Source organism: Aneurinibacillus uraniidurans, assembly GCF_028471905.1.
Lineage (GTDB): Bacteria > Bacillota > Bacilli > Aneurinibacillales > Aneurinibacillaceae > Aneurinibacillus > Aneurinibacillus uraniidurans.
The window spans coordinates 390,001-409,601 of record NZ_CP116902.1 but is presented as its reverse complement, the minus strand read 5'-3'; the positions used below and the strand labels follow the sequence as shown (position 1 = coordinate 409,601).

Annotated in this window: 17 protein-coding genes, 9 tRNA genes and 1 rRNA gene (1 of these 27 running past the window's edge); 2 read left to right on the top strand and 25 right to left on the bottom strand. The window is 46.8% G+C overall.

The genetic code is table 11. From position 1 onward, the window contains the following. Positions 1-57: 57 nt before the first annotated feature. From gpmI to PO771_RS02000, 7 genes are all read right to left on the bottom strand, one after another. Entirely contained in the window at positions 58-1,593 is a 1,536-nt protein-coding gene (gene gpmI, locus PO771_RS02030; RefSeq protein WP_422664998.1) for a 2,3-bisphosphoglycerate-independent phosphoglycerate mutase, read from the bottom strand. Continuing rightward, on the bottom strand, positions 1,594-2,358 hold the full coding sequence (gene tpiA / locus PO771_RS02025; RefSeq protein ID WP_272561639.1) for a triose-phosphate isomerase: 765 nt from the start codon (positions 2,356-2,358) through the stop codon (positions 1,594-1,596). Between the two features lie 12 nt (positions 2,359-2,370). Then, a complete protein-coding gene (locus PO771_RS02020) occupies positions 2,371-3,552 on the bottom strand; it encodes a phosphoglycerate kinase (RefSeq protein ID WP_272561638.1) in 1,182 nt (393 codons plus the stop codon). An 85-nt stretch (positions 3,553-3,637) separates the two neighbouring features. Continuing rightward, positions 3,638-4,642 (bottom strand): ArsJ-associated glyceraldehyde-3-phosphate dehydrogenase, encoded by a 1,005-nt coding sequence (locus tag PO771_RS02015; RefSeq protein ID WP_272561637.1) that lies wholly within the window; start codon positions 4,640-4,642, stop codon positions 3,638-3,640. A 15-nt stretch (positions 4,643-4,657) separates the two neighbouring features. Further along, a complete protein-coding gene (locus tag PO771_RS02010; protein WP_272561636.1) occupies positions 4,658-5,704 on the bottom strand; it encodes a sugar-binding transcriptional regulator in 1,047 nt (348 codons plus the stop codon). A 138-nt stretch (positions 5,705-5,842) separates the two neighbouring features. Next, positions 5,843-7,228, bottom strand: a complete 1,386-nt coding sequence (gene rpoN, locus PO771_RS02005) for an RNA polymerase factor sigma-54 (RefSeq protein WP_272561635.1) — start codon at positions 7,226-7,228, stop codon at positions 5,843-5,845. A 217-nt stretch (positions 7,229-7,445) separates the two neighbouring features. Continuing rightward, positions 7,446-7,775 carry a DUF2325 domain-containing protein gene (locus tag PO771_RS02000; RefSeq protein ID WP_272561634.1) on the bottom strand — a complete coding sequence of 110 codons (330 nt, stop codon included), beginning with the start codon at positions 7,773-7,775 and terminating at the stop codon, positions 7,446-7,448. A gap of 145 nt (positions 7,776-7,920) precedes the next feature. Between PO771_RS02000 and PO771_RS01995 the strand changes: the two genes are divergently transcribed. Beyond that, positions 7,921-8,595 (top strand): hypothetical protein, encoded by a 675-nt coding sequence (locus PO771_RS01995; RefSeq protein ID WP_272561633.1) that lies wholly within the window; start codon positions 7,921-7,923, stop codon positions 8,593-8,595. 46 nt (positions 8,596-8,641) lie between these two features. Here the strand turns inward: PO771_RS01995 and PO771_RS01990 are convergent, their stop codons facing one another. Continuing rightward, positions 8,642-9,487, bottom strand: a complete 846-nt coding sequence (locus PO771_RS01990; RefSeq protein ID WP_272561632.1) for an alpha/beta hydrolase family protein — start codon at positions 9,485-9,487, stop codon at positions 8,642-8,644. A gap of 30 nt (positions 9,488-9,517) precedes the next feature. After that, on the bottom strand, positions 9,518-9,760 hold the full coding sequence (locus PO771_RS01985) for a hypothetical protein (protein WP_272561631.1): 243 nt from the start codon (positions 9,758-9,760) through the stop codon (positions 9,518-9,520). 249 nt (positions 9,761-10,009) lie between these two features. On the opposite strand from PO771_RS01985, the gene clpP reads away from it, so the two are divergent. Beyond that, positions 10,010-10,600: an ATP-dependent Clp endopeptidase proteolytic subunit ClpP gene (clpP, locus tag PO771_RS01980; protein ID WP_272561630.1), complete on the top strand. Its 591-nt coding sequence runs from the start codon at positions 10,010-10,012 to the stop codon at positions 10,598-10,600. Between the two features lie 70 nt (positions 10,601-10,670). On the opposite strand, the gene PO771_RS01975 is transcribed toward clpP, so the two are convergent. The 16 genes from PO771_RS01975 to PO771_RS01900 all read right to left on the bottom strand — a co-directional run. Beyond that, positions 10,671-10,931: an HPr family phosphocarrier protein gene (locus tag PO771_RS01975; RefSeq protein ID WP_272561629.1), complete on the bottom strand. Its 261-nt coding sequence runs from the start codon at positions 10,929-10,931 to the stop codon at positions 10,671-10,673. Between the two features lie 60 nt (positions 10,932-10,991). Beyond that, positions 10,992-11,939 (bottom strand): DNA-binding protein WhiA, encoded by a 948-nt coding sequence (gene whiA, locus PO771_RS01970; protein WP_272561628.1) that lies wholly within the window; start codon positions 11,937-11,939, stop codon positions 10,992-10,994. 9 nt (positions 11,940-11,948) lie between these two features. Continuing rightward, positions 11,949-12,914 carry a gluconeogenesis factor YvcK family protein gene (locus tag PO771_RS01965; protein ID WP_272561627.1) on the bottom strand — a complete coding sequence of 322 codons (966 nt, stop codon included), beginning with the start codon at positions 12,912-12,914 and terminating at the stop codon, positions 11,949-11,951. Between the two features lie 9 nt (positions 12,915-12,923). Then, positions 12,924-13,805, bottom strand: coding sequence for an RNase adapter RapZ (gene rapZ / locus PO771_RS01960; RefSeq protein WP_272561626.1), 882 nt, complete (start codon positions 13,803-13,805; stop codon positions 12,924-12,926). Positions 13,806-14,024: 219 nt separating this feature from the next. After that, positions 14,025-14,981 (bottom strand): thioredoxin-disulfide reductase, encoded by a 957-nt coding sequence (trxB, locus tag PO771_RS01955; RefSeq protein WP_272561625.1) that lies wholly within the window; start codon positions 14,979-14,981, stop codon positions 14,025-14,027. Between the two features lie 198 nt (positions 14,982-15,179). After that, entirely contained in the window at positions 15,180-16,880 is a 1,701-nt protein-coding gene (locus PO771_RS01950) for a tetratricopeptide repeat protein (RefSeq protein ID WP_272561624.1), read from the bottom strand. 122 nt (positions 16,881-17,002) lie between these two features. Beyond that, positions 17,003-17,075: transfer RNA gene (locus PO771_RS01945), tRNA-Lys, on the bottom strand. 9 nt (positions 17,076-17,084) lie between these two features. Beyond that, positions 17,085-17,159: transfer RNA gene (locus PO771_RS01940), tRNA-Gln, on the bottom strand. Positions 17,160-17,166: 7 nt separating this feature from the next. Beyond that, positions 17,167-17,251, bottom strand: a tRNA-Tyr gene (locus PO771_RS01935). A gap of 32 nt (positions 17,252-17,283) precedes the next feature. After that, positions 17,284-17,359, bottom strand: a tRNA-Thr gene (locus PO771_RS01930). A 3-nt stretch (positions 17,360-17,362) separates the two neighbouring features. Then, positions 17,363-17,438: transfer RNA gene (locus PO771_RS01925), tRNA-Phe, on the bottom strand. A gap of 21 nt (positions 17,439-17,459) precedes the next feature. After that, positions 17,460-17,536: transfer RNA gene (locus PO771_RS01920), tRNA-Asp, on the bottom strand. A 16-nt stretch (positions 17,537-17,552) separates the two neighbouring features. Beyond that, positions 17,553-17,625, bottom strand: a tRNA-Val gene (locus PO771_RS01915). Positions 17,626-17,628: 3 nt separating this feature from the next. Continuing rightward, positions 17,629-17,705, bottom strand: a tRNA-Glu gene (locus PO771_RS01910). A gap of 1 nt (position 17,706) precedes the next feature. After that, positions 17,707-17,782 (bottom strand) — tRNA-Asn (locus PO771_RS01905). A 122-nt stretch (positions 17,783-17,904) separates the two neighbouring features. Beyond that, positions 17,905-19,601 (bottom strand): 23S ribosomal RNA (locus PO771_RS01900); it runs 1,240 nt beyond the window's last position.

Sequence of the window (19,601 nt, the reverse complement as noted above, 5' to 3'; positions counted from 1 at the left end):
TTCTTTAAAAATATGTATAGAAAAGCAGCGCGAAACGCACCGCTTTCTTATCAGTCATTAAAACAGGGCAACCCCTGTCATTTCAGATGGCTGTTGTACGCCGAGCAGCTTGAGGATCGTCGGTGAAATATCTGCCAGTACGCCACCCTCACGCAGTTCGATGCCATCTTTGGTCAAAATGAATGGTACCGGATACGTGCTGTGTGATGTGATCGGGTTGCCATTCTCATCAAGCATCAGATCTGCATTACCGTGGTCGGCTGTCACAAGTGCTGCGCCACCTTTTGCAAGAATCGCTTCTACGACTTTGCCCATGCATTCGTCTACCGCTTCCACCGCTTTAATCGTTGGCTCCATCATGCCGGAGTGACCCACCATATCACAGTTTGCAAAATTTAAGATGATAACATCTTGTGCATCCTGCTCAATCTCGGCAAGCAGCGCATCTGTTACTTCATAAATGCTCATCTCAGGCTGCAGATCGTAGGTCGCAACTTTTGGTGAATTAATCAGAATCCGCTTCTCACCTGGGAATTCAGCCTCACGTCCCCCACTGAAGAAGAAGGTCACGTGTGGGTACTTCTCGGTTTCAGCAATACGCAGCTGGCGCAAGTTGTTTTGTGCCAGCACTTCACCAAGTGTGTTGTCCAGATTCGCCGGTTTATATGCTACATACCCGTCTACGGATTCACTGAACTTCGTCAAGCAAACATAGAACAAATTCTTCGGACGTTGCTCACCACGGTCAAACCCACGGAAGTCTTCATTCGTGAATACTTGAGATAGCTGAATCGCACGGTCCGGGCGGAAGTTAAAGAAGATAATCGCATCGTTATCTTTGATAGTCGCCACTGGGGAACCATCTTCGTTCGTAATTACTGTTGGCATCACGAACTCATCATATACGCTGCGCTCATACGATTCACGCACCGCTTCGACTGCGTCCGTAAATTTCGGACCATCTGCATACACCATCGCACGATAGGACTTCTCCGTACGTTCCCAGCGTTTGTCGCGGTCCATCGCATAGTAGCGGCCCTGTACCGTTGCAATACGACCCACGCCGTACTCATTAATTTTTTCCTGCAGTTCTTCAATATAGCCCACTGCACTATCCGGTGCTACATCGCGGCCATCAAGGAAGCCATGAACGTAAACACGCTCCAATCCTTCTTTTTTAGCCAGACGCAATAGCGCGTACAGGTGCTGATTGTGACTATGTACACCACCGTCTGAGAGCAAGCCATACAGATGCAGTGCTGTACCCTTTTCTTTTGCATGACGAACAGCGTTCACCAGTACATCATTTTCAAAAAAGTCGCCCTCTTGGATCGCCTTCGTAATCCGTGTCAAATCCTGATATACAATCCGACCTGCGCCCAGATTAAGATGCCCTACCTCAGAGTTACCCATCTGTCCGTCCGGCAGACCGACAGAAAACCCGCTTGCACCAAGTGTTGTATGCGGGAACTGCGCCCAGTATTTATCAAAATTTGGCTTCTTTGCCTGTTTAATCGCGTTGCCGTATAATTCGTCCCGGCAACCGAATCCGTCCATAATAATTAATGCTACCGGTTTTGGTCGATTCATGATTTACTTACCTCCTACTACCCCTTGTACTAGCTGCAAATACGAATCTGCTGCCAGACTTGCGCCCCCGACCAGCGCACCGTCAATATCGGGCTGTTCCATATATGAAGCAATATTCTCCGGCTTTACAGAGCCTCCGTACAAAATTCGCACCTGTACTGCTACCTGACTATCAAATGCATCTTCTACCGTGCTGCGGATAAAACCGATCACATCCTGCGCATCATCAACTGAAGATGATTTACCTGTTCCAATTGCCCAGATCGGCTCATAGGCGATTACAAGCTGCTTCGTCTGCTCGCTTGACAGTCCTTCCACCGCACGAATGACCTGATTACGAATATGCGCTTTTGTCTCGCCACTCTCATATTGTGCAAGATTTTCCCCCACACATACAATCGGCACGAGTCCATTCGCAAACGCTGCTTTCGCCTTTTTGTTCACTGTTTCATCCGTTTCGGCAAAATACTCACGGCGCTCCGAATGACCGATGATCACATAGTGTATACCCAAGTCTGTCAGCATTCCTGGACTAATCTCACCCGTGTACGCACCAGACGCCTCATAATGCATATTTTGTGCGCCTACTCTCACTTCAGAACCTTTCAGTTCTTCCGCTAGTGCGGACAAGGACGTAAATGGCGCACACACAACCATCTCGACTGCACTTTCTACCTTATGATTGCGAATGGCGTAAGCAAACTCCCGAGCTTCGCCTACCGTTTTATGCATCTTCCAGTTTCCTGCTATAATCGGTGTTCGATTCATACATTTCGCTCCTTATTTATCAGCAAGTACCGCGATCCCCGGAAGTTCTTTGCCTTCCATGAACTCAAGCGAAGCACCGCCACCTGTCGAAATATGTGTCATAGCTTCTGCCACGCCTGCTTTTTCTACTGCTGCAACCGAATCGCCGCCGCCAATGATTGTGATCCCATTCACTTCTTTCAGCGTGCGTGCCACTGCATTTGTTCCTTCTGCAAAGGCATCCATCTCAAACACACCCATCGGTCCGTTCCAGATGACAGTTTTAGATTCAAGGATCGCAGACTTGTACAACTCGATCGTTTTCGGACCAATATCAAGTGCCTGCCAGCCCACAGGAATTGCATTTGTCTCGACGATTTTTGTTTCAGCATCATTAGCAAAACGGTCTGCTACTACTACATCGACTGGAATGAGGAACTTCACGCCTTTTTGTGCTGCTTTATCCATGAAAGACTTCGCCAGTTCCACTTTTTCTTCTTCTAAAAGAGAGCTGCCTACATCGTGTCCTTGTGCTTTGACAAATGTATTAGACAGGCCACCGCCTACGATTAACGTATCCACTTTTTCCAGCAGATTTTCAATCACGCCGATTTTATCTTTTACCTTTGCTCCACCGATGATCGCTGTGAATGGACGCTCTGGTTGAGACAATGCCTTACCCAGGAACTCAATCTCTTTTTCCATCAGGAAGCCCGCCACACCTTCCACATAGCGTGCCACACCTGCTGTAGAAGCATGGGCCCGGTGCGCAGTTCCAAATGCATCATTTACGAACAGGTCTGCCAGTGAAGCGAATTGTTTCGACAGTCCCTCATCGTTTTTCTCTTCGCCCGGATGAAAGCGCACGTTCTCAAGCAGCATCACGTCGCCATTCTTCAGCTGTTCTGCCTGCTGGCGTACCGCTTCACTGTATACTTCATCTACTTTTATCACGTTTTGACCAAGTAGCTGAGACAGACGCTCTGCTACAGCGTTCAAACGCATTTCTTCGACAACTTTACCTTTCGGACGACCGGAGTGACTTGCCATAATAACGCGTGCGCCATTCTGCACTAAATATTCGATTGTCGGCAGCGCCGCACGAATGCGCGTGTCATCTGTAATATGGCCGTTTTCCATCGGCACGTTAAAATCAAAGCGACAGAATACTCGCTTTCCTTGTACGTCTACATCGCGTACAGATTTCTTATTCATACGAATATTTCCTCCTTACCATACAAGAAAAAAGGAGAGAACATCTTTTTTCTCTCCTTTTACGTAGCTTTTTCTATTTTATCTTTTATAAACCGTGCTTGGCAATATAATTCACCAAATCAATCACACGATTTGAATATCCCCATTCATTATCGTACCAGGAAACGACTTTGACCATATTATCTTCCAGTACCATCGTAGACAGGCCATCGATAATCGAAGAGCGTGGATCACCATTATAGTCTTTAGATACAAGCGGCTCGTCCGAGAAGCCAAGAATTCCTGCCAACTCATTATCTGCTGCTTTTTTCAGCGCTGCATTGATCTCTTCGGCTGTTGTATTTTTATCAAGTTCAGCTACCAAATCCACAACCGATACGTTCGGTGTTGGTACACGCATTGCAAATCCATTTAACTTACCCTTAAGTTCTGGTAATACGAGCGATACAGCCTTGGCTGCACCGGTCGAGGTCGGAATAATCGACATGCCCGCTGCGCGTGCCCGGCGCAGGTCTTTATGCGGCAGGTCAAGAATTTGCTGGTCATTTGTATACGAATGCACAGTTGTCATCAGGCCGCGTCGAATACCAAAGTTCTCATGTAGTACTTTCGCGAACGGTGCGAGACAGTTCGTCGTACAAGACGCATTGGAGATGATATGGTGAGTAGCCGGATCATATTTCTCTTCATTTACGCCGAGCACAATCGTAATGTCTTCATTTTTAGCTGGAGCCGAGATGATGACTTTTTTCGCACCTGCTTCCAGATGCTTCGCCGCATCCTCACGCTTTGTAAAACGTCCGGTCGATTCGATGACAACATCAACACCCCACTCTTTCCACGGCAAGTTAGCCGGATCACGCTCTGCAGATACTTTGATCTCACGGTCACCCACAACAATCGCATTCTCGCGGACCGATACATCTTCCCCATAGATTCCATGTACAGAATCGTATTTAAACAAATGCGCTAACGTATGAGCATCCGTCAAATCATTGATGCCGACAACTTCAATATCTGCTTGCTGCAAGGCTACCCGCAATACATTCCGGCCAATTCGTCCAAATCCATTAATCGCAATCTTTGTCATATCTAAATCTCCTCCTTAATTAGTGGTTGATTCAGTAAGCAGCGCCAGCACTTCACGTATCGCTGCCTCGTCGGTTACTAGCACATAATTCTCCCGATGCCGAATATACGAAACAATTGCCTCTGCTTTACTTTTGCCTCCGGCGATAGCTAATACAGAAGGAATCATATGTACATTTTCCATCTGCATCCCCACCGTACTCATGCGGTACACAAGCTCGCCAGCCCGGTTGAAATAATACCCAAACACTTCCGAAACAGCCTGACATTCTTGTAGTATATGAGTAACATTCTCATTTAAACCGCGTCTGCGGGACATTTCAGAAGCGACTCCAATGCCGTGAACGAGTACGTCTGTCTTGGCAATAAGTTCGAGAACTTCTGCAATTCCTGGGTCCCGTTCGATGTTGCGGCGCACATCTTCTTCTATCATGTCGGGCAGATATAGCAGCCGATAGTTAGCTCCTGCATGACTGGCAAGTTCAGCCGCCACCGTATTCGCTTCAAGCTCCACGTTTTCGCCAAGCGCACCTCGAGCCGGAACAACCGTTATCTGATCTGCCTGTGAAAATAATCGAACCACCCGTGCCATTTGCGCAACGGTTGTACCACCTGCCACAGCAACTACTCCATGTCCGGGAAGAAGCTTGTTCAATTCCTCTGCCGCCTGCCGTGCTAAATCTCCCTTTACCCATTCATTCACATCGGCGTCTCCCGGTACAACAACGACACGCCTAATCTGCAGCAAGCGTTCTGCTTCTCTCTCGCGTTCACGTATGCCTCCAACTTCCTTCCAGAAGGAATGAAGCTGCTCAATCATCTTCTCTCCGTCCGGGGTGACAAACATTCCAGCCCGGTTCGAATCAAGCAGGCGCTGTTCCCTGAGAAATTCGACTTCTCGTCGAATGACACGCTCTGTGCTGTTCATCATATCTGCAAGCATGCGTCGGCCGACCGGTTGAAGCAAGCGAATCTGGCGTAAAATATGGTAACGTTCTTCCATTATGGTCAATGCTTCCGGCACCATGCGCTGTAACAGAAGCATCCCATTTATATCTTCCATGTTTTTCATCCCTTTAAAGGACAAAATATGTCCCGCACAGATAAAATATGTCCCATTAGTATGAAGAAAAATACCTGTATATATACAGGCGTTTTTCTTACCTTCATTCTAACAGAAACAAGAAAATTCTTCAAGGCACTAGAAGCGCTTCCGTTTCGATGAGGAATCGATATTTAACTCTTCTCGATATTTCGCGACCGTGCGTCGGGAGATATCGATTCCTTCTGCTACCAGCATATCGGTAATCTTCTGATCAGAAAGCGGCTTCTTCTTATCTTCCGCTTCCACCATTGCCTTGATTTTCTCTTTAATCGTGATAACGGAAGAAGCTTCTCCTCCATCTGTACTCTTTAGCCCGGTTGTAAAAAAGTATTTCAACTCAAACAATCCTCGTGGTGTCTGCACATACTTATTACTAGTTGCCCGGCTAATCGTTGATTCATGCAATCCCACTTTTTCGGCTATATCTCGCAATGTCATCGGCTTCAAACCAGAAATTCCTTTTTCAAAGAACGCTTGCTGTTCTTCTGCAATCGCCTGCGTTACTCTAAATAGCGTCATGCGCCGCTGTTCAATGCTGCGAATCAGCCAAAGTGCCGAGTTCAATTTATCCTGAATGTAGCGCTGTGCCGGATCTGGCTCATTTTTTTGCAGCATCTGCTGATAAAAACGGTTAATGGTCAAATTCGGCAATCCACCTTCATTCACCATAACCACATATTCCCCTGCTACTTTTTCGATCGTAACATCTGGGACAATATAACGCGGCGTTCCGTGTGCGAACTCTGAAGCCGGACGCGGATTCAATGTGCGTAAATAGTCAGCAGCCTGCTGCACTTCCTGCGGTGTTACCTGCAGGGCCTGTGCAATCTTCTGATAGCGCTTTTCTGCCAGATCTTCTAAGTGGTGTTCCACAATAGCAGAAGCCAGCACATTTTCTTCCGGCTCATCTTTGAGTTGAAGCAACAAACATTCTGCAAGCGAACGAGCACCGACTCCAGTCGGCTCCAGGCTTTGAAGAACCCAGATCATTTCCTCTACCTTTTCCGGCTCTGTTCCAAGAAGTTCTGCAGCCTCCATTTCAGAAATAATCAAGTAACCGTTTTCATTTACGTTACCAATAAGGAAATGAAGGATACGACGCTCAAGTGCGGTCAGATTGCGCAGCATAGACACCTGCTCCATCAGATGGCGTTCAAGTGTAATGGCTTCTCCCGAGATGAAATTAAACGGATCATAATCCGAGTTACCAGCTCCGCCTCGTGTATAGTACGTGTCATCTCCGGTTGCATTTGCCCGCATATATTCGCGCCAATCAATGTCTGTTGTGGTGTCTTTAGCCGCAGGGGTTGGCATCTCCTGCGGACGATCAATATCAAGTACCGGATTCTCATTTGCCTGTTGTTGTAAAAAGTCAACCAAGTCCACTGCCGAGTATTGGAGAATGGTTATTGCCTGCCGCAACTCAGGTGTCATTACAAGCTTTAATGTCTGCTGCTGATACAAACCGAATCCCATTTGCATCGGGCATCACCTTCTTTCCACAAAGCTATCCTGTTTTTGTCTCTATCTCTCTCTTTTTTTATCCCACACGTAGCAGGTTTGACTAAAATCTTGTAGTCCCCTGCTCTTTTGTTCTATTTTTTATATTATACAACAATTCTCATTAGTTTCTATAGCAAAAATCTTGCCAAGAGAAGGGAAATGCTTTTTGAATTGGATCGGGTAACCCCGCAGCCCATTAAAACAAGCTTTTTCGAGCACAGGCACGGTCACACTCCATATTTGTACAGTTCATCATTTGTTCGAGTGTACATTCGAGATGATGTACGGAGCGCTTGGCGAATACGATGGGAACGTTTCGCTTTTTCGCATCTGCTTTGACCCGCTTTGCCAGATTGTGATTAATGAAATCGGTAAATACAATAACCCCCTTGACCATCTGTGGCAGTTCATAAGCCTGATCCTTCTTCTTACGGCCCGACACATGGATCAGTTTACCGTCCAGTTTCTCTTCTAACATATGTATGATATTGCCCAATCGATCCGCACCAATGACTACGTATGACATCTGTTTTTCCTCCCTGACCTTATATGCTATTATTTGTATCTTACTATAATTGATAAAGATTATCAATTTCGTTTATTATTTTCAACAAGAATTTTGCAGAAACATGGTACAATGAATAACGCAACAATTTATATGGAGGGATCTTGTGACAATGATGCACAAAAAATGGATCGGGAGTATGAGTGCTTTGCTTCTCGCAAGCTATATGCTTGCAGGCTGTTCATCTACTACAACAGAACCGAACAAACCACCAGCAAAACCAGCGCCAGCGCAGGCAGACACAACATCTAAATCACCTGCTGCCGCTTCAACACCCGATGCTCCACAGACTAAACAATCAACACTTACACTTGAAGGTTCAGCACAGCCCATAACACTAAAACGATATGACGCACATACTTCTCTTCCGTTCCGCACGTACTATCCGCAAGATATGATTGCGGAGAAAAAGGGAGACGGAGTCCAATTCACGGCGAATTTTGATAATAAGCGTAATGATGACATGTTTATCAAAGTTGAATTTCCACCTAATCTTTCTTCTGAGCAAGCAGCCGTGACCTGGGTAAAGAAAAATAAAGAGGTAACTAACGAAGCAGCTGAAAAAAACTATACTTGGACCAAAAAAGAATTTAACATCGACAGCATCAAAAACGGAGCACCGTATGGCGGTAGTGCATTGATTGGTGAACACAATGGCAAATATTTCATCGTCACCACCTACATGCCTGTAGAAGCAGCTGAAGGAATTGGCGTTCGAGCCGATAAAATTTTGGACGAGTGGGTTTGGGCAGATAACCAGAAACCACTGATTCAAAAATAAAAAAACGAGTGCAGGTCTTCTCACAGAGAGAAGCCGCACTCGTTTTTTATACTAAATGTTTCGTAAAGAACTCCGTAGTCACTTCAAGGGCTTCCTGCAATTCCTTCGTATCCCCTTGATATGGATGAACGGTATTAAAAGTATGGCCTGCGCCTTCTACCCAATGCAGCGCAGCATCTTGTGCTCGCTCCGCAATGACTGGCGCTCCCTTTACAAGGCGGGCAAAATCGTCTCGTCCCTGCACAATCAGAAGAGGGGTAGCAAGCTCGGCAGCACGCGCCGGAATATCATAAGCAGCCGCATTCTGGTCAATATCATCGAGCACAACCTTTTCAATCGGCATGTTCTGCTTCGTGCGGCCATTCATAATATAACCCGTCCCCCCCTCCTCGATCTGGCGGCGTACATCTGCTCCGAACACATCTACATGTGAAATCCCATTCCAGGTGACAAGCGCAGCCATCTGACCTGGATGCGAGGCCGCATACAGAATGGTATCCCCTCCACCTTTGCTATGCCCCATAAGCCCAATACGCTCCGTATCCATATACGAAGCAAGCGGCAATTCCTTCGCCTTGATCGCGGCGATCAAAAAAGCAAGATCATCAAGTTCCTGCCGATATGTGTTGCGTCCAAACTTTTCTAATTCACCGAATGTTTCTGGGTCATCTCCAACACCATTGCCCGAGAAGTTAAAGGTTATCGCGACAAATCCATGCGCTGCGAGATGCTCCCCAATGCGCGGAAACATCCCCCAATCCTTGAATCCTTTAAATCCATGGCAGATCACAACAACAGGGTATATTCCTGCCCGATCAGCTTCACTCGCAACAAATACATCACCGCGAATGCTCAGCTCTTCTGTCCGCCACAATTGAAATGATTGCTTCAATATTTGCTTCCTCCTCGCTCATTTGCACAGTTATGCGAAGTAATCTGGCACGATATTGGAAGAAAAATTCGGAGGTGTCAGCGGTATCTCTTTACACGCCTGCACGTGGCGATTATATACGATCATTTGTCTCCCCATGTCTACCATTTCAAACACAAACGCCCGCTCTTTTAGTGTATAAAGAATGCGACCGATGGCGCACACTGTTTCTCCATCCAAATCGTTATACGTTAATTCTATCATTTTTCCGATATATTCATCATACTGCCTCATGTTTATACGCCCCTTTCGCTGTTCCATAACGATATCTATATTCGTCTTGCTGTTAATTATACATATTTTTTTAGATTATTCTGTACTTTCGACAAAGGTTCTCCTAATCTTCAATAAGTCGACAGACGTTTATCAGGATTAAAAAATGAAAAAAAAGCATATAACTAGTATGGTATAGTACGTGTTTTCATTTGACCTTTTTTGACCATCGTTGTACTATATACATATATACGAGAGGAGGAAGTATCAGTGAATTTGATTCCTACAGTTATCGAACAAACCAATCGTGGCGAACGCGCCTACGACATCTACTCCCGCCTTTTAAAAGACCGGATTATCTTCCTGGGTACAGGTATTAATGACCAGGTTGCCAATAGCGTGGTGGCGCAGCTTCTGTTCCTTACCGCAGAGGATCCGGATAAAGATATTAGCCTATACATCAATAGTCCAGGTGGCTCCATTACGGCAGGGATGGCGATTTATGATACAATGCAATTCATCAAACCGGACGTATCTACGATTTGCGTAGGGATGGCAGCTTCCATGGGTGCTTTCTTACTGACAGCAGGTGCGCCAGGCAAACGCTATGCGCTCCCAAACAGTGAAGTCATGATTCACCAGCCGCTCGGTGGGGCACAAGGTCAAGCATCTGACATTCAGATTGCTGCTACTCGCATTCTTAAAATGCGCGACAGCCTAAATCGCATCATTGCGGATCGTTCCGGCCAGCCGCTTGAACGAGTAGAGAAAGATACAGATCGCGACTACTTCATGAGTGCACAAGAAGCGAAAGAATACGGTCTTGTTGATAAAGTCATTGAAAGTCTCGACAAAAAGTAATACTCATCAAAAAAACCGGTAGCACATATGTGCATACCGGTTTTTTTGATTTCTATATGATGTGTACACCCTATTCTTCCTTCTGTACCATCTGCGTAAGATTCTTCACAGCCTCTTCCGCATCTGAACCATCCGCACTGATAATAATGTCCGTTCCCGTGCTGACAGCTAGGCTCATTACACCCATAATACTCTTCGCATTTACTTTCTTGTTGTCTTTTTCAATAAAGACTTCTGCCGCATAGCGGTTTGCTTCCTGAACGAAAAAGGCCGCCGGACGAGCTTGCAGTCCTGTTTTTAATTTTACTGTAACGCTTTCCTGCGCGTGCATGATACGCCTCCTACCCTAACTAGGCTAAAGTTTTTTTCAATTATACCATGATTATACGTATTATTCTTGCGATTTTACCTCATTAGCGCGTAATTTCGAGGCGATTTCGTTAATTTTTCGCAAACGATGGTTAATTCCCGACTTGCTAACCTTGCCGCTCGGCACCATCTCTCCCAGTTCAGCCAGATTCATGTCGCGGTGCTGAAGGCGAAGCTCTGCTACTTCCCGCAGTCGATCCGGCAAATTAGCAAGCCCCATATGGCGGTCAATCAGCATAATATTCTCGATCTGCTGCATAGCAGCCGCCACTGTTTTGTTCAGATTCGCCATGTCACAATTGTTCAGACGATTGGCCGAGTTTTTCATTTCTTTGACGATACGGACATCTTCGAAAAAAAACAGCGCCTGGTGAGCTTCAATGATCCGCAGGAATTCTGCAATTTTTTCGCCTTCTTTAATATACATAATGTGCCCTTTTTTGCGCTCGATACAACGGGCATTCAAATCAAAATAGTTTGCCAGCTCCACCAGCTTCTCGCAGTGCTCCTGGTGAGACGAGAAAACCTCCAGGTGATAGCTCGATGCCTCCGGGTGATTCACGGACCCACCTGCTAAGAATGCGCCCCGCAAATACGCACGTTTGCAGCATTCGTTAACAATAATGCTCGCTGATATTCCATAATAAAAGGTTCCTTCGATCATGATACCAAGATCTTCTAAAATCTCCCGCGCCTGCTGCGGAATGCGCACAATGTACACATTGTTCTTTTTCAAACGCATTTTTCTGCGTACAAGGAGCTCCGCGTTAATCTGGAAAATTGTTTTGACAAGCGAATAAATGCGCCGCGCAATCGCCGCATTCTCCGTCATTACATCAAGTACAAACCGCTTTCCGCCAAATTGAAGCGAACCATTCATTCGAATCAGTGCGGTCAGCTCTGCCTTATCGCAGCAGCCTGATGTCTTAAGCTGGGTCAGTTCTTTTTTTGTCTGCGCAGCAAACGACATACAATCACCTCATACTTTGGCGCCAAGTAACCCGAGGATAATCTGACTGAGCCTAGCGGCATCATGACGCAAAGCAGCATTATCATACACAAGCAGGTTATCGGCAATAATATGATACCCTACCGCCTGCTCAGCTTTATATACGACAGGCTGAGCTCCTTTTTCAGCGTACAGGGCTTTAATTTCATCAGGGATATATCCATTATTCACAATGACATATTGAAAAAGCGAGTCACCCACATGATCCGAGATGGCTCGCACATGATCTTCCATCGTGTAACCGTCTGTTTCTCCAGGTTGCGTCATTACATTACAAATATACGCCTTTACAGCCCGGCTCTCGCGAATCGCCTCTACAATGCCTGGAACGAGTAAATTTGGCAGCACACTTGTATATAAGCTGCCCGGACCAAGTAAAATGGCATCTGCTTCCCGAAGTGCGGTAACCGCATCGTCAAGCGCTTTCACATTTTTCTGGTCAATAAATACACGCTTAATTCGTTTGCCTGACTTTGGAATGATGGACTCCCCTGACACAATCGTGCCATCTTCCATCTCTGCATGTAACACAATCGAGTGCCTAGCAGCAGGTAGCACACGACCGCGCACAGCGAGAACGTGACTTAATTGTTCAATGGCCTGCACAAAGTCTCCATCACTAATTTCGGTCAGGCCAGCAAGAAGCAGATTGCCAAGGGAATGTCCGGCAATGCCGGTCCCATTCACAAAGCGATGCTGTAACAACTTTTCAAGCAACGGTTCTGTATCTGCAAGCGCCACAAGCACGTTGCGGATGTCACCTGGAGGCGGCATTTGCAACTCACACCGAAGCCTACCTGAGCTTCCCCCATCATCCGCTACGGTCACAATAGCTGTAATATCAATCGGCTGCTTTTTCAAACCCCGAAGCAGGACCGAAAGCCCCGTTCCTCCCCCAATTACTACCACACGGGGTTTATACGACGTCGTATTCATTCTACACCTCTATGTGAGACCCCTCTCCATTTCCCGATGCGTTACACGAACATTATACTCATCCTCATATCGTGCTGCCAAATATTCTGTAATCGCCACTGATCGGTGCTTACCACCGGTGCATCCAATTCCAATTACCAGCTGGCTTTTGCCTTCTTGCTGGTAATGTGGAAGTGTAAAGTCAAGAAGGTCCGTCAATTTTTGTAAAAACTCTTGTGTTACATCCCATTTAAACACATACTCCGATACTTCTGCATCTTTACCCGTTTTAGGGCGCAGTGTATCTACATAATGTGGGTTCGGCAAAAATCGAACATCAAATACAAGGTCAGCATCAATCGGAACACCATATTTAAAGCCGAATGACTGAATGTTAACGGTGAGACTTTGCGTCATCTGGCCAAATATCCCACTAATTTTTTCCTTTAATGATACAGGTTTTAAATGCGTTGTATCAATAATTAAATTTGCCAGACCTTTGAACTCTTCAAGCAGCTTCCGTTCCGCCCGAATTCCCTCAAGCGGTAACCCATGTTGCGCGAGTGGATGATTCCGGCGTGTTTCTTTATAACGCTGTACCAATGTCTCATCGCTCGCATCTAAAAAGATGATTTGATATGAAATATTCTCCATATCATGAATGCGTTCTAATGATTCGGAAAGTGAATCAAAAAACTCACGTCCCCTAAGGTCAATCACAAGCGCGACTTTCTCAATACGCCCTCCTGACTGGTCAATCAACTCCGCAAACTTCGGAATCAATACCGGTGGAAGGTTATCGACGCAGAAAAATCCTAAGTCCTCAAGTTTCTGTACGGCAACCGTTTTTCCCGCTCCAGACATCCCTGTAATAATTAATAAATTGATCTCATTTATTTGCTTTTCTTTCATTGTATTCACTTCCCGTACAAAAAGTTTGTCAAACCCCGTCCAGTCGCACTGTCCTTTCCTTCATTAAAACACATCCGAGCAAACAATACAAAAAAAGAACGCAGACAATACATGTCTACGTCCAAGAGAATGAGTATAAAGGGGTCAATTACTTACTTCTTACTATACTACTTCTATGTTTCGAAATGATTACAGCTTTATGAAAAAAGTGTAATCATTTTATTGAGCCGCTGCTTCTTCCTTTAGTCGCTCATCCAACGACTCGACATAATGCTGCGCGGATAGCGCTGCATCTGCTCCATCGCCCGTTGCCGTTACAACCTGACGCAGAGTTTTCTCCCGTACATCTCCCGCCGCGAAGATGCCCGGTACACGTGTCCCCATACGCTCGTCCGTCTCGATATACCCAGCTTCATTCGTAATGCCAAGATTTCTCACAGCATTTGAGATCGGGTCCATGCCGACATAAATGAATACACCATCTGCTTTGAACTCTGTTTCTTCACCGGTTTCTCGATTGTGCAGCACCAAAGATTGTACGACATTTTCGCCGCGAATTTCTTTTACTTCTGTATTCCAGATGAACTCGATTTTTTCATTTTCAAATGCACGCTTCTGTAAAATTTTCTGAGCACGCAGTTCACCCCGACGATGAATGATGGTTACTTTAGAGGCAAAGCGCGTAAGAAAAACACCTTCTTCTACCGCAGAATCGCCTCCGCCCACGACAACCAGTTCCTTGTTGCGGAAAAATGCGCCATCACATACCGCGCAGTATGATACACCTCGTCCAGCTAATTCTTTTTCACCGGGTACGCCAAGTTCGCGATGCTCCGCACCAGTTGCAATAATTAACGATTTTGCTTTGAATTCTTTCTCGCCTACTTTAACGGTTTTGTACGGTTCATCGTCAATTACCTCTGTAATGTCTCCATACTGGTATTCCGCACCAAATTTTTTCGCATGTTCGAACATTTTAGTAGATAAATCCGGGCCGAGAATGGACTCGTAGCCTGGATAGTTCTCAATTTCTTCTGTATTGGCCATTTGACCACCCGGAATTCCTCGCTCAAGCATCAGGGTGCTCATATTCGCACGGGATGTGTATACAGCTGCTGTCATCCCTGCCGGACCGGCACCAGCAATGATTACATCATATACTTTTTGTTCACTCATCGTTACAACCTCCCATTTATCAATATCATACCCAATCATAGGTTCAATACTCTTATTCATCGATATATTTCGATTTAATGTGTTTATCATATATCGGTTTGCCAAACTTGTCTACTACTATACTACACTTCTCTACAAACATATACCCCGGTATGTACCGGGGTTCACGTATATGCTTATTTTTTGTTGATTTTATCCTTATTCCGTAAATGATCTGCATACTTCGCATAAAAGTCGATAATTTTTGGTCAGTGAGACCGCCGAAACACCATAGCGGCTGGCCACTTCTTCCTTCGTCACACTACGATTATGCAATTGTGCAACGGCATACTCCAGTGAAGCTGCCCATGTCTCCTGTTTGCGGATCACAGGAATATTCGGGTAAGCCTGCGCGAGATAGTCAAACCATAGGGCACGTGCTTCCTGCTGTTCGAGCAGATCATACTGATCTTGCATATGATGTTCGAGACAGTCAATAACCTGCTGCCATTTATCATGCCATACGGGAAGAGAGTGAACATGGGGATTAACCTGTACAAGATGTTCCCGATCTTCCATAACAGCACGATACGGCTCAGCTGCTCCCATCTTCTGAAGCACCAAGATCACAGCTTCTTTCAAATGGTCGTCCTCTACTGGATTCAACAGAAATTGACGAAGCGCTTCCTCAATCTCGTCATCTTGCAAATATTCCGCCGCATGTATGACCTGCAGCTTCGTGTCTTGATCCCCGAAGCGAAGCGCCCAAAGAAACGAGGCGCGAATAAGCGGATCTTTCTTACATTTCTCACTCAACTCACGCGCGGCTTCTATTCGAAGGATATCATCGGAAATCGGTGTTTGGTAATGGTAGGAAGCCCCTGGCAATGCCGACTGACCATTCCGCTTCTGTTCCACCTGAGTCAAGTAATAGGCGGCAATGGACTCATCAGGATCAAGACGCTCGATTTTTTTCCAGAGGCTTTCTGCCTCGTCAAAGCGGCCGGTATTATAAGCAGCTACTGCACCATAATGAAGCAGATGTACGTCTCCCAGTCCTGTTTGCGCAATCATTTTACTAAAAAGAAAGTATGCTGCTTCATCCTCCCCTAAGATTCCAAGCGTTGTAGCAAGTTTATAGGATTGATCAAAATGATACGGCACAATTTTTTTCAGTAGGGTAAGTAGATCAAGAAGTTTCTCTTTGTCCCGCAGATGGGAGTAAAATACGGCGAGGTTACAGAGAGCATGTATGTTGTGCGGTTCTTCTTCCAGGACAGAAAGAATCGTATCCATTGCTTTTTCAAAGCGGCCCATATAATAGAAACATAACGCCAGATTATTACGCGCAGCAATGAAATCGGGGTGTTCTGTATGAATTTTGATAAGTATTTTAGATGCCTCGGAGAAACGTCCTTCTTCTAGCAGGCGGCGAGCACGATCATGCAAAAGGGTAACTTCCTGATTTTCTCCCGTTTCACGCTCTCGCGGTATCGATTGAAGCTGAAAATCAATATAGTCAAGCAGATCCTCGGCTTCTTCTGTATATAAAGAATCAGGAGCTAGTTCGAGATATTTTGCTACATATTGTTCGGCCAACTCAAACTCCAGCAAGTTAGCATAATTGCTGGCGAGATAAAAATAGCATTCATTTATTTTACAATCAATTTCTTCAAGTACATGCCAGAGTATACGATTTGATTCATCGTACTTTTCCAGTTCAGCGAGTACGCCAGCCATACTGCAGTAATAGTCTGGATTGTTCGGTTCCAGTTCAATGGCTTTCCGAAAATAACGGAGCGCTTTCTGGAAGTTAAGCTTATCGAGATATTTGAGCGCACGATTATTATAAAATGTTGCATCCATACGAATGGGAACAATCTTGCCTTCTTTTTTTGGCGCGTATTGCTGCTTGGCCATATGCCCCTCCATTTTCTTTTGCTTATTTGTTAAGTATAGCATACTGCCTCTTCCATTCTCTAGATAAGAGCCAGTCCTTGAACATAAAAAAGCTACTCCCATGTGGAGTAGCTATAAAGTGATGAGCCATACTGGACTCGAACCAGTGACACCCTGATTAAAAGTCAGGTGCTCTACCAACTGAGCTAATGGCTCGCTATAAAATGGCTGGGGTACCTGGATTCGAACCAGGGAGTGACGGAGTCAAAGTCCGTTGCCTTACCGCTTGGCTATACCCCAATAAAACTGGTGGAGGGGGACGGATTCGAACCGCCGAACCCACAGGGAGCGGATTTACAGTCCGCCGCGTTTAGCCACTTCGCTACCCCTCCGAAAATATAGAAAGTAAAACCTTTAGTAAAAATGGTGCCGGCGAAAGGACTTGAACCCTCAACCCCCTGATTACAAGTCAGGTGCTCTACCAGTTGAGCTACACCGGCATATGGTGGCTCGGGACGGAATCGAACCGCCGACACGAGGATTTTCAGTCCTCTGCTCTACCAACTGAGCTACCGAGCCATAAAACGATGTTTGAATAAATGGCGGAGCCGACGGGACTCGAACCCGCGACCTCCGGAGTGACAGTCCAGCGTGAACTCCAACTTCACCACGGCTCCGCATTTAAAATAAGGATGGAGGATGACGGGATCGAACCGCCGACCCTCTGCTTGTAAGGCAGATGCTCTCCCAGCTGAGCTAATCCTCCATATGGTGACCCGTAGGGGATTCGAACCCCTGAATGCATGCGTGAAAGGCATGTGAGTTAAGCCGCTTCTCCAACGGGCCATGGCTCCGCAGGCCGGACTCGAACCAGCGACCGATCGGTTAACAGCCGATTGCTCTACCGACTGAGCTACTGCGGACCAATAGGATGTTGGTCGTTCTGCGTTGTGCACAGGACGTGCGCTGCCTTTAGCAGAACCTCCATCATCAATGAAAGTGTGTAACACCTTCAAAACTGAATCGAAACGTAACGTAAGTTGTATTGGTTAAGCCCTCGACCGATTAGTATTCGTCAGCTCCGTACATTGCTGCACTTCCACCTCGAACCTATCTACCTCATCATCTATAAGGGGTCTTACCAGCTTATGCTGTGGGAAATCTCATCTTGAGGGGGGCTTCACGCTTAGATGCTTTCAGCGCTTATCCCGTCCGCACATAGCTACCCAGCTGTGCTCCTGGCGGAACAACTGGTGCACCAGCGGTGCGTCCATCCCGGTCCTCTCGTACTAAGGACAGCTCCTCTCAAATTTCCTGCGCCCACGACAGATAGGGACCGAACTGTCTCACGACGTTCTGAACCCAGCTCGCGTACCGCTTTAATGGGCGAACAGCCCAACCCTTGGAACCTACTTCAGCTCCAGGATGCGATGAGCCGACATCGAGGTGCCAAACCTCCCCGTCGATGTGGACTCTTGGGGGAGATAAGCCTGTTATCCCCAGGGTAGCTTTTATCCGTTGAGCGATGGCCCTTCCATGCGGAACCACCGGATCACTAAGCCCGACTTTCGTCCCTGCTCGACTTGTAGGTCTCGCAGTCAAGCTCCCTTGTGCCTTTACACTCTGCGAATGATTTCCAACCATTCTGAGGGAACCTTTGGGCGCCTCCGTTACCTTTTAGGAGGCGACCGCCCCAGTCAAACTGCCCGCCTGACACGGTCCTTCATCCCGGTAAGGGATGCAAGTGAGAAGGCCAGCATTGTCAGGGTGGTATCCCAAGGACGCCTCCCCCGAACCTGACGGTCCGGATTCAACGGCTCCCACCTATCCTGTACAAACAATACCAGCATTCAATATCAGGCTGCAGTAAAGCTCCATGGGGTCTTTCCGTCTTGTCGCGGGTAACCTGCATCTTCACAGGTAGTATGATTTCACCGAGTCTCTTGCCGAGACAGTGCCCAAGTCGTTACGCCTTTCGTGCGGGTCGGAACTTACCCGACAAGGAATTTCGCTACCTTAGGACCGTTATAGTTACGGCCGCCGTTTACTGGGGCTTCGGTTCAAAGCTTCGCCTTGCGGCTAACCTTTCCCCTTAACCTTCCAGCACCGGGCAGGCGTCAGCCCCTATACTTCGCCTTGCGGCTTCGCAGAGACCTGTGTTTTTGCTAAACAGTCGCTTGGGCCTTTTCACTGCGGCCCCCTCGCGCTTTGACACGCTACCGGGGCACCCCTTCTCCCGAAGTTACGGGGTCATTTTGCCGAGTTCCTTAGCAAGAGTTTTCTCGCGCGCCTTAGGATTCTCTCCTCGCCTACCTGTGTCGGTTTGCGGTACGGGTACCTCACTCCTCGCTAGAGGCTTTTCTTGGCAGTGTGAGATCAGGGACTTCGCTACTTTAATTCGCTCGCCATCACAGCCTGGCGTTACAGTGTACGGATTTGCCTATACACACGCCTCACTGCTTGGACAGACATAACCAGCAGTCTGCTCACCCTACCCTCCTGCGTCCCCCCGTTGCTCAAACGGAGTGGAGGTAGTACAGGAATTTCAACCTGTTGTCCATCGCCTACGCTTTTCAGCCTCGGCTTAGGTCCCGACTAACCCTGAGAGGACGAGCCTTCCTCAGGAACCCTTAGGCTTTCGGCGGAAAGGATTCTCACCTTTCTTTTCGCTACTTACACCGGCATTCTCACTTCCTACCGCTCCACCAGTCCTTCCGGTCTGACTTCACCGCTGTAGGAACG

Coding starts and splice junctions, on each gene's coding strand:
- rpoN (WP_272561635.1), bottom strand. CDS start 7,228: ATGCAAATGGGATTCGGTTTGTATCAGCAGCAGACATTAAAGCTTGTA.
- whiA (WP_272561628.1), bottom strand. CDS start 11,939: ATGTCGTTTGCTGCGCAGACAAAAAAAGAACTGACCCAGCTTAAGACA.
- PO771_RS01975 (WP_272561629.1), bottom strand. CDS start 10,931: ATGCACGCGCAGGAAAGCGTTACAGTAAAATTAAAAACAGGACTGCAA.
- PO771_RS01950 (WP_272561624.1), bottom strand. CDS start 16,880: ATGGCCAAGCAGCAATACGCGCCAAAAAAAGAAGGCAAGATTGTTCCC.
- rapZ (WP_272561626.1), bottom strand. CDS start 13,805: ATGAAAGAAAAGCAAATAAATGAGATCAATTTATTAATTATTACAGGG.
- PO771_RS02015 (WP_272561637.1), bottom strand. CDS start 4,642: ATGACAAAGATTGCGATTAATGGATTTGGACGAATTGGCCGGAATGTA.
- PO771_RS01965 (WP_272561627.1), bottom strand. CDS start 12,914: ATGAATACGACGTCGTATAAACCCCGTGTGGTAGTAATTGGGGGAGGA.
- PO771_RS02020 (WP_272561638.1), bottom strand. CDS start 3,552: ATGAATAAGAAATCTGTACGCGATGTAGACGTACAAGGAAAGCGAGTA.
- trxB (WP_272561625.1), bottom strand. CDS start 14,981: ATGAGTGAACAAAAAGTATATGATGTAATCATTGCTGGTGCCGGTCCG.
- tpiA (WP_272561639.1), bottom strand. CDS start 2,358: ATGAATCGAACACCGATTATAGCAGGAAACTGGAAGATGCATAAAACG.
- PO771_RS02000 (WP_272561634.1), bottom strand. CDS start 7,775: ATGTCATACGTAGTCATTGGTGCGGATCGATTGGGCAATATCATACAT.
- PO771_RS02010 (WP_272561636.1), bottom strand. CDS start 5,704: ATGGAAGATATAAATGGGATGCTTCTGTTACAGCGCATGGTGCCGGAA.
- PO771_RS01985 (WP_272561631.1), bottom strand. CDS start 9,760: ATGAGGCAGTATGATGAATATATCGGAAAAATGATAGAATTAACGTAT.